General features: G+C 29.3%; 13 protein-coding genes. 12 read left to right on the top strand and 1 reads right to left on the bottom strand.

Features of this window, described 5'->3' with window-relative positions; genetic code table 11:
* Position 1 precedes the first annotated feature (1 nt).
* The 6 genes from BLS00_RS08390 to BLS00_RS08365 are packed head-to-tail and all read left to right on the top strand — an operon-like array spanning position 2 to position 6,779.
* A complete protein-coding gene (locus tag BLS00_RS08390; protein ID WP_091404817.1) occupies positions 2 to 1,843 on the top strand; it encodes a proton-conducting transporter transmembrane domain-containing protein in 1,842 nt (613 codons plus the stop codon).
* Positions 1,840 to 2,745 carry a respiratory chain complex I subunit 1 family protein gene (locus BLS00_RS08385; protein WP_091404813.1) on the top strand — a complete coding sequence of 302 codons (906 nt, stop codon included), beginning with the start codon at positions 1,840 to 1,842 and terminating at the stop codon, positions 2,743 to 2,745. Before BLS00_RS08390 ends, BLS00_RS08385 begins: the two co-directional genes overlap by 4 nt.
* Positions 2,736 to 3,326: a NuoB/complex I 20 kDa subunit family protein gene (locus BLS00_RS08380; RefSeq protein ID WP_091404811.1), complete on the top strand. Its 591-nt coding sequence runs from the start codon at positions 2,736 to 2,738 to the stop codon at positions 3,324 to 3,326. Before BLS00_RS08385 ends, BLS00_RS08380 begins: the two co-directional genes overlap by 10 nt.
* Positions 3,310 to 3,837 carry an NADH-quinone oxidoreductase subunit C gene (locus BLS00_RS08375; protein WP_091404808.1) on the top strand — a complete coding sequence of 176 codons (528 nt, stop codon included), beginning with the start codon at positions 3,310 to 3,312 and terminating at the stop codon, positions 3,835 to 3,837. Before BLS00_RS08380 ends, BLS00_RS08375 begins: the two co-directional genes overlap by 17 nt.
* Entirely contained in the window at positions 3,830 to 4,939 is a 1,110-nt protein-coding gene (locus BLS00_RS08370; protein WP_091404806.1) for an NADH-quinone oxidoreductase subunit D, read from the top strand. The genes BLS00_RS08375 and BLS00_RS08370 overlap by 8 nt, the downstream gene beginning before the upstream one ends.
* A gap of 16 nt (positions 4,940 to 4,955) precedes the next feature.
* Positions 4,956 to 6,779: an FAD-dependent oxidoreductase gene (locus tag BLS00_RS08365; protein WP_091404803.1), complete on the top strand. Its 1,824-nt coding sequence runs from the start codon at positions 4,956 to 4,958 to the stop codon at positions 6,777 to 6,779.
* Positions 6,780 to 6,818: 39 nt separating this feature from the next.
* On the opposite strand, the gene BLS00_RS08360 is transcribed toward BLS00_RS08365, so the two are convergent.
* Positions 6,819 to 8,411: a hypothetical protein gene (locus tag BLS00_RS08360; RefSeq protein WP_091404802.1), complete on the bottom strand. Its 1,593-nt coding sequence runs from the start codon at positions 8,409 to 8,411 to the stop codon at positions 6,819 to 6,821.
* 282 nt (positions 8,412 to 8,693) lie between these two features.
* Between BLS00_RS08360 and BLS00_RS10840 the strand changes: the two genes are divergently transcribed.
* The 6 genes from BLS00_RS10840 (at position 8,694) to BLS00_RS08340 (ending at position 15,432) form a co-directional block, all read left to right on the top strand.
* A complete protein-coding gene (locus BLS00_RS10840; protein WP_259700000.1) occupies positions 8,694 to 8,825 on the top strand; it encodes a hypothetical protein in 132 nt (43 codons plus the stop codon).
* Positions 8,826 to 8,932: 107 nt separating this feature from the next.
* Positions 8,933 to 9,610: an ABC transporter transmembrane domain-containing protein gene (locus tag BLS00_RS10740; protein ID WP_205742425.1), complete on the top strand. Its 678-nt coding sequence runs from the start codon at positions 8,933 to 8,935 to the stop codon at positions 9,608 to 9,610.
* Positions 9,611 to 9,659: 49 nt separating this feature from the next.
* On the top strand, positions 9,660 to 10,655 hold the full coding sequence (locus tag BLS00_RS10735; RefSeq protein WP_218119806.1) for an ABC transporter ATP-binding protein: 996 nt from the start codon (positions 9,660 to 9,662) through the stop codon (positions 10,653 to 10,655).
* 51 nt (positions 10,656 to 10,706) lie between these two features.
* Positions 10,707 to 11,882, top strand: coding sequence for an MFS transporter (locus tag BLS00_RS08350; RefSeq protein ID WP_091404799.1), 1,176 nt, complete (start codon positions 10,707 to 10,709; stop codon positions 11,880 to 11,882).
* A 485-nt stretch (positions 11,883 to 12,367) separates the two neighbouring features.
* Positions 12,368 to 13,633 carry a radical SAM/SPASM domain-containing protein gene (locus BLS00_RS08345; protein WP_091404796.1) on the top strand — a complete coding sequence of 422 codons (1,266 nt, stop codon included), beginning with the start codon at positions 12,368 to 12,370 and terminating at the stop codon, positions 13,631 to 13,633.
* Between the two features lie 29 nt (positions 13,634 to 13,662).
* Positions 13,663 to 15,432: an ATP-binding cassette domain-containing protein gene (locus tag BLS00_RS08340; RefSeq protein WP_176759880.1), complete on the top strand. Its 1,770-nt coding sequence runs from the start codon at positions 13,663 to 13,665 to the stop codon at positions 15,430 to 15,432.

Here is a 15,432-nt window from a genome sequence, read left to right as displayed (position 1 = left end):
TATGGCTTTAAATAATATAATAATTCAAGGTTTATTAAGCTCTCTAATAGTATTTTTCTTGACCAAATTCAACAAAAAAGTCGGAGGGTTTTTTACCATAATTTTTTCAGGTTATTTGTTTTTTTCATTGTTAAGTTACCAAAATAGTGCAGGAGAAATTTTTGATTTGGTGAAATTTGGAGAGTTTGACATTTCATTTATAACTTCTAATTATGCCTGGTTCTTTTCAATGATTTTATCATTAACTTATTTCTTGGTTTCTTTTTTCAATCCATACTGGATGAAGAAGTTGATCAATCCAGCTGCATACAACTTGTTGTTTATGCTTTCAATGGTTGGTACTTTGGGAGTTTTTTATGCAAAAGATTTTTTAACTATGTTTATCTTCTTTGAAATCGTAGTTTGGGCATCTCTTTTCATAATCCCAATGGGGAAATCAAGAAAATCACCGATTATTTATTACACAATAAGTTCAATTGGCTCATTTTCAATGCTTTACGCAATTTTTTATCTTTACAATTCTTTCAATACTTTTGATATAGAAACAATTTCGAGTGCTGTGATTTCCAATCCTAATGAATACATTTTTGTATTCTTTTTGATGATCATGGCTGGGTTAACAAAACTTGGAATTTTCCCGTTTCACACATGGTTGCCAGCAGCACATGGAAGTGCTCCACACACTTTTTCACCAGTATTATCTGGAGGACTTGTTAAAGTTGGAGGATTTATAGCTTTAATTGTGACAGCAGTTATACCATCGTTCAATATTTTTTCAGATCATTTACAAATTATGGGAGTTCCCTTTGAAAACTATTTAATTATGGTTTTGGGTGGAATAAGCATTGTTGTTGGTACTTTAATGGCAATAAAACAAGACGATGCAAAAAAGTTGATTGCTTATTCAACAGTGAGTAATTCAGGCTATATTTTGATAGGTATTGCTATGGTTGATCAAGTGGGCTTTGCAGGAGGGTTAATGCATATTTTCAACCATGCCATGGCTTCTGGAGCTATGTTCCTTTCTTTTGCAGGGATTGCTTATAGAACTGGAACAACAAAGATGTCTGAGCTTGGTGGACTTATAAAGAGAATGCCTCTTTCTTTTGCGGCTTATTTAATAGCTATCATTTCACTTGCTGGTATACCACCTATGAGTGGATTTGCTTCAAAATGGTTGATATTTCAAGGGTTATCTTCTAATGGAATGATGTTCTTGGCATTTGCTGCTTTTTTTGGTAGTGTTGGTAGTTTTATGTATGTTTTCAGGCCTTTGTCTGCTGCATTTTTAGGCCAACTTTCACCAAAACACAAAGATATAAAAGAAGTTCCATTTTTGATGCAAATACCTTTAATAGTTATGTCTTTTTTAACAATTTTCTTCGGGATTTTCCCAGGTGTCATGTTGAAATATATTGGTAAAATACAAGAAACATTGGGTATTGATGGAATTAGACTTGATGGAACAAAGATTTTTGCAAGCACAGGTATGTGGGATTCGTTAGTCGTTACTTTGGTATTTGGGCTTGGATTTGTAGTCGCTGCAGTATTATTCTTCATGAGCCAAAAAGCGAAGAAAGTCGATCAAATGGATACATATACTTCAGCAGAATTCATCCATGATCCAGATATGTACCATTATGGGAAAAATTATTACGCATCTTTTGAAAATTCATACGGTAACAAAAAACGTGTAGAAATCTTATTTGATGCGATAGCAATGAGAGTACATGAATTTGGAAGTATGGTTAAATCATGGTTCTTTGGAAAGAGTATTTCCGTTTCCATATTCTGGATTACATTGTTCTTTGCTCTCGTCTATTTTTGGGGTGATATAGTATGAGTTATTTAATAGGATTACTATTATTATTAATAGCCTTTTTATGGCAATTGACTCTTGAAGGTTTTCAAAGAAAGGTAACTGCAAGAGTTCAAAGAAGAGTTGGTCCTCCTTGGTACCAGACTTTTATTGATGTTTTCAAAGCATTTTCAAAATCATCTATAAGTCATGGATTTATTTACGATTTTGGTGTAATCATGGCTTTGGGTGGAACTATGGCAACTGCTATTTTCATGCCTTTTGCTGGAATAGTTGCCTTTGATGGATTGGACAGTTTTTTTATAATTGTGTATTTATTAGCTATAGGTTCTCTTGGAATGGCAATGAGTGCTGTTGGTTCTGGAAATCCTTGGGCTTCAATAGGAGTTATGAGAGCATTGACACAAATGCTTGCTTATGAAGTTCCTTTTATGATTGTTGTTTTTGGAATGATCCATGTTTACGAAACTTCTTCAATTTCTGCTTTAGCGGAAATGCAAACAGGGGGATTTTTAGACTGGCATCTATTTAGAATGCCGTTGGGAGCTATAGCAGGGTTTATATCTTTAATGGGTATGCTTGCAGAAAAACCATATGACACTCCTATCGCACCTGCAGAAATAGCTTCTGGTCCGCTTGTTGAATATGGTGGAAAACATATTGCTATGCTCATGTTACAACACGAGTATGCTGTGTTTATAGAAGTTGGATTATTTGTTAACCTTTTCTTAGGCGGCGGAGGAATTGTGGCTTACATCATAAAATACGCAGCAGTGTATCTTTTTGCCACAATCATTTCAGCAGTACTCGGAAGATTCAAAGTAGATCAAGTTGTTTTCAATTATTACAAAGTACCTTTAATACTTGCATTAATTCAAACCGCTATTGTTATCTTTACCGGTTTGGGGGTGAAAATATGGCTATGAACGATGATTTTAACGAATTGAATATTAACGATGGAGATTTAAACGATTCATTTAATCTCTGGGATAAAATAAAAAATATTATGAGAAGTAAGTCTGTATGGATGCTCCATTACTGTACTGGCTGTGGAGCTGTTGAATTACCACCAACCATGACTTCGCGTTTTGATATGGAAAGAATAGGTATGGGTCCTATGGCTACTCCAAGACAGGCAGATGTTTTGCTCATAACAGGTTATCTTTCGGTAAAAACTCTTAGAAGGGTTATATATACTTATGAACAAATGATGGATCCTAAATATGTGGTTGGATTTGGTTCTTGTACTTTAAACGGTGGAATTTATTATGATTCTTATGCAACAATCAATAAATTGGATTTTTACATACCAGTTGATCTTTACATAGCGGGTTGTATGCCCAGGCCGGAAGCTATTATGAATGGGTTTAAAAAACTCATGGACATGATTAAATCAGGAGAGGCAAATGGATGGAAAAAGTATCAAAATCATTATGAAGATTATTACAAACCAAATCAAATCCTCTCTCTTAAGGAGGTGCGAGTAAAAGATGAATTCCACGAATAATATAGAAAATATAATTGAAAGTTTGAAAAACAAGTTTGAACTTATTAAAACAGAAACTCCTATAAAAAATCAAATTGCCATAGAAATTAATAAAAAAGATTTTCAGGCTGTCTTGAGTTTTATAAAAAACGAAGGTTGGAGGCAGATGACTCTAATCACATGTATAGACTGGATAAAAGAAAATAAATACGAATTGGCATATACATTTATGAACTGGGAAAACGCAGTTACTTTGATTGTTAGGACAAAGATAGATAGAGAAGAACCAAAATTTGAGACTATCACACATCTTTACCCAGGTGCAAAATTCTATGAAAGGGATGTTCACGAATTTTTTGGTGTTAAATTTGAAGGAAACAAAGTATCCGAAAAGCCTCTTTTCTTGGAATTGTGGGATGATATGCCTCCAATGAAAAAAGATTTTGACCCACTTGAATACTCAAAAAGAAAATATCCTGACAGAGAATACAAAGTAGACTTTAAAACAGGAGAAGGTGAAACAAATGGCTAAAGAATTAAAATTATATTTAGGGCCAAACCACCCTGGTATGCACGGAAACTTCTCTGTTCACATGTATGTTGAAGGAGATAAAATAATAAAAACAAGGCCTTTGCCAGGAATGCTTCACAGAGGTTTTGAAAAATTGATGGAAAGAAGATTGTGGATGAACAATCTTGCTTTGATACCAAGAATTTGTGTTCCCGAACCGGATATAAACGAAATGGTTTATGCAATGGGAATAGAAGCTCTTGGAAATATAGAAATTCCTGAAAGAGCACACTGGATAAGGATGCTTATTCTTGAACTGGCGAGAATTTCAAATCATTTAATGTCTCTTGGTGGAATCGGTGGCCCTACCGGGCTTTACACAGGTCCAAACTGGGCGATGGCTGATAGGGATTTGATCCTCGACATTTTTGAAGAGATAACAGGAGCGAGAGTATATCACATGTACATTGTTCCTGGTGGGGTAAGAAAAGATCTTCCTGAAGGCATAGAAAACAAAATAATAGAATATTTAGATTATTTGGAAAAAAGAATGCCTGAATATGAAGATCTTATCCTTAAAAACCCAATGATCCAAAAAAGAACTAAAGACGAAATTATGCTTCCTGAAGAAGTAGTTTGGGAACTGGGGGTAACTGGAATAGGAATGAGGTCAGCAACAGGGAAACCTTATGATATAAGAAAAGTTGACCCATACGCAAGGTATGACCAAGTTGAATTCGATGTTCCGACAGCTACTTATTCAGATGCTTACACAAGGTTAAGCATAAAATACCAAGAAATACTTCAAAGTATAAGAATTTTAAGACAGGTTATAGATAAAATGCCTGAAGGAGAAGTTAGGGCAAGAATTTCTAGAGGTAGCGCTTTAAGATGGAAAGTTCCAGCAGGTCAAGTTTATAGCCATATTGAATGTACAAGAGGGGAATATGGTTATTACATGGTTTCAGATGGTGGAGACAAGCCATACAGAATAGCAGTTAGAGGTGCTTCTTATCCTCAAGGATTACTGGGTGTTGAAAAATACTTACCGGGTCACAGGATAGAAGACGCAGCAATTTGGTTAGACACAATGGGAGTTTGTGCTCCTGAAATTGATAGATAATCAGAGGTGATATATAATGGCAAAGAAAAGTTTTTTCTCCCCAGCCAGAGCATGGAAATACTTGACTAAAAAACCTGTTACAATAGAACTTTCAGATATATTCGATAAACCAAGAGAAGCAGCGGATAGATACAGAGGTTTTCATACTAATGACTGGGATAAATGTATAGGTTGTGGGACTTGTTCAAGGGTTTGTCCTACTGATGCTATAGTAATGACAGAGTTTTCAGAATTACCAGATGAAGAGGGCTCAAAACCAGAAAGGCCTGTTATAGATTATGGGAGATGTTCTTTCTGCGGTTTGTGTGTTGATATTTGTACAACAAACTCACTTGGAATGACAAAAGAATATATTCATATAGACCCAGACCCAAATCATTTCTTTTTTGTTCCAAGAGAAGGTGGAATTCACGAAGTTGAATTTCCAGAAGGTTATAAGAGAGACGAAGTTTCTGATTTGCTTGATCTTGAAAGAGTTGAAATGGAACTTTTACCAGCAGAAGAAAGAAAAGATTCTTTCATCGAAATAGTAAAAGGTTTTTCAACTGAGCAGGCAAAACAAGAAGCTGCAAGATGTGTTGATTGTGGCATTTGTACAAAAACATGTCCTGCTCATATGGATATACCAGATTATATAAGAGATATTTACAATGATGACTTAAATAAAGGGTTGGAAGACTTGTACAGAACAAATCCTCTTCCAGCGGTTTGTGGTAGAATGTGTACTCATAAATGTGAAACTGTTTGTACTATTGGAGAAAGAGGAGAAGCAGTTTCAATTAGATGGTTGAAAAGATATATAGTTGATAACGTGCCACAAGAAAACTACAAAGAGATATTAGAACCAGAAATAATCAAACACGCAAATAAAAAAGTGGCTATTATCGGTGGAGGTCCTGCGGGTTTATCAGCGGCTTATTATCTATCGTTAATGGGTTACGAGATTACAATTTATGAAGAAAAAAGCAGAATGGGTGGTGTGTTGAATTACGGTGGTCCATCATACAGACTTCCTGATGATGCCTTTGAACAAGATTTGAATTATATTAAATCACTTGGTGTTGAATTCAAAAATAACACAAAAGTTGGAAAAGATATCAGCTTGGAAGAGTTACAGAAAAACTTTGATGTTGTTTTCGCATCAACTGGATTCACAAAAGGTAAAATGATACCACTTCCAGGTGCGGAACACGAAAAAGTTATTCCAGCAATGGATATTCTTGAAGAAATGAAAGACTATGTTAGAGGCGAAGGAGAAAAACCATTTATTCCTGAAAAACTTGTGGTAATAGGTGGAGGTAACGTTGCAATGGACGTTGCCAGATCAATGGTTAGGCTTCAAAATATTGAATATGGCAAATCAGAAGTTCATGTTTTGGCTCTTGAAATGTCTTTAGATCAAATGCCAGCTGACATAGACGAAAAAGAAGAAGGTGGAGAAGAAGGAGTTATTTTCCATCCTGGTTATGGTCCTGAAGAAATAATCGTAGAAGACGGAGAGTTAAAATCTGTTAGATTCAAAAAAGTACTGTCTATTTTTGATGAAGAGGGAAGGTTCAACCCTAAATACGATGAAAATGAAAAGATTGAAGTCGAAGCAGATTTAGTTGTTCAGTCCATAGGACAAGCTCCAGACTACGTTTACCTTTCTGATGATTTAAAAGAAAAGATAAACATAACAAGAAGAGGCCAGCTTGAAATAAATGATCAGGGCCAGGTCAAAGGAGCTCCTTGGTTGTTTTCTGGTGGAGATATTGTTCATGGCCCAGATATTATTCACGGTATAGCAGATGGGCATAATGCAGCAAGAGGAATAGACAAATATTTAATGGGAAGATAACATAATACAAGAACGGGCGAAAGCCCGTTCTTTTTAGTGTTAGAGTATTTTTAAAAAATTCTTTCTTTCCACTTTATTAAAACACCAAAAAGCTATGTAAGCAGTTCTGAAGAATAAACCATTGGTTACACAAAAATCTTTAATGATTTTTTTCCATTCAACAGAATTATCTGTGTAGAATAAATCCGGGAAATATTCTTTAAGTGAAAACCTGAAATTTATGTTGTATCTTGAATAGTTTCTTATGAATATGTTCATTAGTTCTTGTTGTTTTTTATCCAGGGTTAAATACAAATCAAAAAAGTTGTTTATTTTTTCTTTTTTCGCCATTTCTTTAAATGCACTGTTTATAAGCTCTTTTCTTCCTTCAATAAAACAAATGGGTTTGAACATGTCTATAAAGAATTTTTTTCTTTTGTTATATGCTTCAAAATATTTTAGCACTTTTTCGTCTTCATATATTAAATCAAAAATCTTTTTCAGTTTTATAAAATCTGGTATTTCCACATGAGACATGTATGTTGAGAGAACAGATTTTTTCTTTTCTATAATACTCAAATTAGCGAATTTTTCTTTTAGTTTGTTGAAATCTTCATAGATCTTTTCTTTCAAAATTTCGTAGTTGATTACGTCTGGTTGGTTTGCATCGAATTCAACACTCAAATTCTTTAACAACCTTTGTAGCGGTTTTCCCTTTATGTTCATATCTTTTTCTCTCATTATTCGAAGATATTGTTGATATGACTTGAAATTTTCTCTCGATTCAACCTTCTTATAATGTTTTTCCAGATAACTTCTGAGACTTTTTGTGTTTTCATATAGTGAGTTATCTAGTTTTTCATAAAAATTAGAATATTGTTTTACTATATTTTTGGAAAATTGGTAAAGATAGTTGTACTCTAAAAAGTCAACGTCATTTTCTTTTCTTTTTATGTGACATATCGTGTCAAAATCTTCGTCTAAAAAATTGAACCCTTCTATGTAATAACCATCATAGTATTCTAGTTTTTTACACTGTTTTTTTGCTAGTTTAAAATCGTGCTCTCTCATATGCCAAGTTGAATCGTTTAAAGCGACTGATATGGCGGTTGGATGTGGATATTTTTTTGCCAATTCATAGGCATCTTGGTAGTAACTAAAAGCTTCTTGTTTTTTACCTTCTTTTACTTTTTTTCTAGCTTGGGCAAACATCTTAAAAGGTTTGTTCGCGAAATCTTTTTCATACATCTTGCTCCATAGCCTTATTTTTTTGTAGTGTTTGTCGTGGGTTGAAAATTTTATACTCATAAGTTTGGTTGAAATACTCCCTCTTAAATAATTAGGGGTATTCTCAAAGTTATCTATTAAATAATTATAGTATTTTTTTATATACTCATTATTTTTTAAATAAACATGATTTCCCAAAATAGAAGAAACAGAAAGGGTTTTAAGGGCTTTGTTTTTTGTGTTGTTTATAACAAGCTCTAAAATAAATAGATTTTTCTCAAATTCAGAATTCCACATATTTATTAGGGATTTATAATAATAAACAAAATCTTCTCTGTTGTCTTTTTCTATGAGATAGTTTATAAAAGGCTTTGAATACCTACCATATGAAATTACCTTTAGTAAATTACTTACCTTTAAATTCATAAAAACCACCTTCATTTATTTTTATCTTAAAAGTTACTTATTTTTATAAAACTATACAAAAATTTACTACCATGAATATTTATATCCATAATTTTATTCTAACACATTATTTATGATGATTATGCTCGTTAACAAATGAGAAATATTTTTACTTTTAAAAATTTTTTTGAAATAACTATTTTTAAAAAGTAGCTATTAATAGTGTTTTTAGAGTTTGAAAAGAGAATTGAAAATCATATGGAAAGGAGTAATATTTAATTGAATATTAAGGGGGGAATCTTTATGAAGAAATATCTGGAAACATTAACAGAAAAAATTCATAATAACCATAGTAAAAGGATTTTTCAAAAAGAAGAAGACGGAGAAATTTTTGTTCGATTGAAAGATATTAACAATTTGCTGGGCGAAAGATAAGGGCTATAGTTTATTTTTCATAAAAACTACCTTTGTTTGTTTATAAAACCAAACAAAAATTTACTCTTAGAATACAATGAAAAAATAATTGGAGGCAAGAAATAAAAATGAATAAAGATAAAAAGGATTCTAATATAAGAAAACTCTTGAGTTATTCTAAAAAGTATATAAAATATCAAAAATTACCGATTATACTTTCCCCATTTTTATTGATTGTTTCAGTACTTAGTCCATTTTTAATTAAATATTTGATAGATGAAATAATTGGGAAAAACAATTTCTCAAAAATTCTACCATTTATATTCATATTTATAGGAGTTGTTTTTTTAGAAAGAGTAATATCATTTTTTGTAAATTATGGTTATTATAGAGCAACAAATTTTTCGGCGAGAGATGAACAAATATATATGTTTAAAAAAATTCAAAAAATGCCATTAAAAGACTATTCACAAAATAAAGTTGGAGATTTTATGTCAAGAGTTTTATCAGATACTCTTGAAATATCATTTTTTTTAGGAACAGGGATTTCAGTAATACTTTATAATATAATTCAATTAATTTTTGTATCGGGTGTGTTATTATTTTTAAATTGGAAGCTTGCTTTAATAACTTTTGCCATGATCCCATTTTATTATTTTTCTTTAAGAGCATTTGACAAAAGTCTACAAAAAAGTTCTCATTCTGAAAGAAAAGCCTTTAGTGAATTGACAGAAGAGTTTAGAGAAAAAGTAGAAGGGCTTAACTCAATAAAAAGTTTTTGTAAAGAAATATTTTTTTTCAAATAAATTTAGTAACAAATCAGAAGGATGGGCAAAAACACAAAACAAACTGAGTATGTTAAACCAAGGAGCAGAAGACTTCATGTCTTTTGTTTATGAGCTAACACCAGTATTAGTATTAGGATATGGGGGATATTTAATACTAACAGGTAGCACAACATTAGGAACTTTAATGGGTTTTTATGCTTATTTGGGATGGATATTTACTCCTATTCGAAATCTAAGTAATTTTTATATACAAATGCAGAGAGCAGGTCAAGTCTCAGAAAGAATTTTTGAAATTCATGACTTACCAGAAGAAGACAAAGGTGAAGGTAAAAAAATAATTGAGAACTCCTATGACATTAAATATGAAAATATTCATTTCAAGTATAAAGATGTTCCTGTTTTAAATGGAATAGATATTAACATAAAAAGTAATGAAAAAGTAGCGATTGTAGGGACAAGTGGGGCAGGAAAGTCATCACTTGTGAATTTGGTTACAAGATTTTATGAACCTCAAAAAGGGAAAATAACAATAAATAATACCAATTTAAAAGAATATGATTTAGAAGGATTGAGAAAAAATGTGATCATAGTAAAACAAAATGATTATATATTTAATATGACTTTAAAAGACAATATAACCTTAGGAGAAGATTTTAATGATGAGCAATTTGAAGAAGCGATAAAAAAAGCTAAAATAGATAAATTTATTGACAAATTAGAAAATGGATATGAAACTGAATTAGGAGAAAGAGGGAATAAATTGTCTGACGGGCAAAAACAAAGGGTTTCAATAGCAAGAGCATTAATAAGAAACCCAAAAATATTGATATTAGATGAAGCGACATCTGGAGTAGATTCGCAAACAGAAGAAGAGATATTTGAAAATATAAAAAAAGAAAAATTGACTTTATTAATAATTTCTCATAGATTGTCCACAATAAAAAAAGCAGATGAAGTAATAGTATTAAAAGATGGACAAATAATTGGAAAAGGAACACACGAAGAGTTAAAAGAAAATACTCCAGAGTATAAAAAAATAATAGAAAGTCAGCTAATAATTTAATTTTATGAAAGAATTAATTACAAACCCGCAAAAATTTAAAGGAGATTTATGATGAATACTACACAGGATATGTACGAAAAGGACTTTAAAATACTATTAATTTCGGATATTATATCTTCTTTCGGTTCAAGTTTAACTGCAACTGCTTTAACAATTTATATTTTTTCAATTTCTAATAATTTACTGACTGCATCTTTATTTCCTTTTTTTACCGTACTACCAAAGGTTGTATTAACTCCTTTTGTTGGTAAATTTAATTTTGGTGTGAGTTACCGTAAATATTTTTCTACATTTGAAATGATACTTGGTGTAATTATGCTGAATTTAATCTGGATTAATTCTATTCCTCTTTTACTCATTTTTTATATAGTATTTTCAACAGTTTTTTTCTTTTTGGAAATATACAGGGCTGAGTTTTTAAAAGTTATCTGTAATGACGATAACATCCACCGAAGGCAGTCTTTATCCAGAACATTCAATACAGCTGTTACTGTTGTAGGTCCGGTTACTGCAGGAATAATATTAGAAAAAACAAACGTTAATTTTGTTTATATAACAGATTTTATTACTTATATTATTGCCGGAATTTTAATTTTGTTCATAAGCAAAGATTTAAAAATGAAAAAATCAAAACATTCAAAAATTAAAAAAATAAAATTTAAATTTGAAAATAATTATATTTTTATAGGAAGTGTATTTATTACTTTTCTTGGAGGTACTACATCTCTTTTAACTCTTTCTTATATAATATACTTTTTAAATCAGAGCAGTGCAAGTTACGGAATGATAATGACCAGTATGTCAATGGGAAGTGTATTAGGTTCATTGGCTATAAATATTCCTTTTTTTAAAAAACATAAAAACAGTACAACATCAATTGCTATTCTTTTTAGTGGATTAATAATTTTATCCGTAATATTTAAACCTGGATACATATTACTCAATTTTATTTTATTTATTTCAGGTATTTTTTCATCGTATACTATGACTGTTTTAGCGATTGAATTGTATATAAAATATTCCGTGGAAGAAATAAAAGAAAAATATGCTCTGTTTTCTTTATTAATTGATTCATCAACAGCTGTTTCAAAACCTTTTGCGGGAGTAATAGAAAAATATTTTGGCGTAATTACATCTCTCATAATTATGGGAACGGGTTTTGTTTTACTTTCCGTATATAAAATGCTTAATTCATTAATATTAAATATTAAAAAAAATGCTGCCTGAAAAAGTTATATAGCAGGCTATCCCAAAAAGATTAGACAAAAAGTATAAAGCGCCCACTTTTTTACTAAAATAGAAAATAAATCATCAACAAACAATTTATAGATTCATGCTAAAAAGTATCAGGAGTCATAATATATTAAAAAGCCGGTTAAAAAAGAAGAGATAATTTATTATCTCTTCTTTTAAATAAGCTAATATAACGCCAACTACACTAAGGTATTTAAATACAGAATGATTATTAAATTATTCATCGTAAATAAAGTTAATAATAAAATTTTTTAGAATTTTAAAATATTCTAAAATACTATAAAAAAGGAGGTGAAAAAATGAAAAAAGATACAAAAATCAAAATAATTTCAAAACCTACAACTTTATCAGGATCTATATCCCCTTCTCCAAAAAATGGTAATTGTTTTGGTTGTTAAATTAATTTATGCTTATCATATTTTAAAATATGATAAGCTTTTTTAAAAAGGAGCTTATAAATGAAAGTATCAAAATATAACGTAATTACTAAAATGAACAAAGATAATTATATTCTGTGTAATATTTTATACAAATCAATAATTTCTTATAAAAAAGATGAACATGAAAAAATATTATTAGGGTTAAAAGGAATTAGTAAATTTCCAGAAATAAATAAAATTTTATTTGATAATAACTTTGTAATAAATGATGAAGTTAATGAAGAAGAGATTATAATTAACTTTATGAAAAAAAGAATATTAAATGAAAATACTTTAAATCTAACAATTTTTTCAACATTAGATTGTAATTTTAAATGTGTATATTGTTATCAGAATCATATTAAAGAAAGTAATTTGTCTAGTGAAAATATTAATTATATAATTAAATTTATTGAAAGAAAAATTAATAGTAAGAATAATATAAATTTATCTTGGTTTGGTGGAGAGCCGTTGATGAATTTTAAAAATATTGAAAAGTTAAATTCTTATTTAATAAAAAAATATCCTAAGAAAAGATTTATATCATCAATTATTACAAATGGATATTTGTTAAGTGAAAAAATTTCTGATAAATTAATAAGAGATTTAAAAGTTAGAAATTTTCAAATAACTTTAGATGGAAATAAAAGTTCACACAACAAAAGAAGGTTTTTAAAAAATAATAAAAATATAGATACTTTTAATCAAATACTCAATAATCTAATTTATATTTTAAAAAAATATAAAGATAATGTATTTGTTAATTTAAGGATAAACATTTACTCACAAATGAGTGAAAATGATTTAGACTTTTTATTTTATTTATCAGAGTTTAAAAATAATATTTTTGTAAGTTTAAATCCAATTCATAATAATCCAGGGGAAAATCCTGGATTAAATGAGAATTCAAGTAAAATTATAAAAAAAATTATAAACCTTTATAAGTACGTGAAAAAATTAGGGTTTTCTACAAAGGAATGGTTTTATGAAAATAAATATAATTCGTGTACATCAGGAATGAAAAACTCATATTTCATTTTACCAAATAGAGAGCAAATAATTTGTACGGGTGTAGATTTTGAAAAAAATAATATTATAGGGCAAATAAATAAAAATGGAATTATTGAAACTTATAGTGGGAGAAATAATTTTAATAAAAATATTGATATAGATGATGAATGTTTGAATTGTAAAGTATTACCTATTTGTCTTCAAGGATGTGATTATATAAGAAATATTAAAAATAAAAAAGTTTGTATTCCACAAAAATATTATTTAGATGAATATGTAAAATTATTGTTTTAAAGATTATGATTATTGGATGGGGGAATAAAATGAAAAATGAATTTTTTAATAAAACTAAAAAAGAAGTGAATATGATCTTATGGATAATAAAAAATATTGAAATAAAAGAAAGGTTTTTTTTGTTATTCATAACTTTTGGGGCTTTAATAATACTTGGGATAAATCTTTATATTCCTTTTGTATATAAAAACTTTATTGCTATGTCACAAGAAACAATTGCGGTGAAATTAATAATTCTTTTTGCAATATTATATGCCATTAGCCTTTCTTTAAATTATATTTTTAATTATTTTTCATCTCTAATCACTTACAAGATAGAAAAATTTTATAAAGAAAAATTATATAAAAAAATATATTTAAACGATATAAAGGAAATAATTGAAAATGGAAGTTCTTATTTTTCAGAAGTGATATCATTCGACATAAAAAAAGCTTCTGAAGTGCTTAATATAGATACTGTAAATAGTATGCTTTCTATTTTTGTTGCTATAATAGCCATAATTATTTTGGGGTTTGTAAATTTAGGCGCTGCAATAATTTCAATAATATACTTTTCTTTGTATATTTATGTTTTTTTAAGACCTTCAATGAAAAAACATAAAGGTAAAATTCCAGGTTTTGAAGAATATAGTAAACTTATGGAAGATTCAAGGCAGTTAGTGAGTTATGTGAATGATTCTTTAGAAGGGAGAGAGGTTATAAAAGAATCAGATGTAATAAATCAAGAAGAGTCTTTTTTTAAGGAAAAGTCAAAAGAACTTTATTTTGGGTTTAAAAATATTTGGACACAAGAACTTAAGAATTTCCATTTTCCGTTTCGGTTATTATCATTTTTATATTATACTTTTATATTTTTATGGTTTTATACATCGAATCTACTAAATAGTGGGATAACTATTGGAAATATATTTTTCACTCTTACTTATATTAATATTATTAGTGAGAATATAGAACCATTTATGAATTTTTTATTTAAAAACAGAAATTATTATGCTCCTTCTATTAATAAAATGAAAGAAATAATTGAAACAGAAGAAAAAGTAGAGAAGAGATATGATATAGGAGAGATAAAAGAAATAAAAATAAAAGATTTAGATTTTTCATATGGAGAAAAAGAAATATTCAACAAAGTAAATATAACAATAAAAAAAGGAGAAAAAGTAGCAATAATAGGAAAAAGTGGAGAAGGCAAAACCACATTTATAAAACTAATAACAGGAAATGAAACGCCTGAAAAAGGAGAAACGTTAATAAATGATAAGCCAACAAATGAAATAAAAAATATATATGAAAAGATAGGTGTATTAAGTCAAAATAGTCATATATTCAATAGGAGTATAAAAGAAAACATAACGATGGGAAGAGAAATATCAGAAGAAAAATTGAACAATATACTTCATATAACAGGAGTAGAAAAATTTATAAATGAGAAAACAGTAGGACAAAACGGGAAAAACTTATCTGGAGGTCAAAGGGTAAGAGTAGCTCTTGCAAGAATGATGATATCAGATCCAGAAGTAGTGATATTGGACGAACCACTTGAAGGAGTGGATAAAATAAGAGAAGAAGAAGTGATAAAAAACATAAAAAAATATACAAAAGATAAAACAGTAATAATAATATCGCATAGATTCAGTATATTAAACATGGCGAAAAGGATAATAGGAATAGAAAATGGGAAAGTGGTGTTAGATGGAGAAAAAGAAGAAGCATTAAAAAACAAAACGATATTGAAAGATTTTTTTGATGCAGAAAATCGTATGACGGTTATGAAGAAAGGGGAGGACGTTATTGAATGA

Source organism: Geotoga petraea, assembly GCF_900102615.1.
Classification (GTDB): Bacteria; Thermotogota; Thermotogae; order Petrotogales; family Petrotogaceae; genus Geotoga; species Geotoga petraea.
Note: the sequence above shows the minus strand (reverse complement) of the source record. Positions and strands in the feature narration are given on the sequence as shown.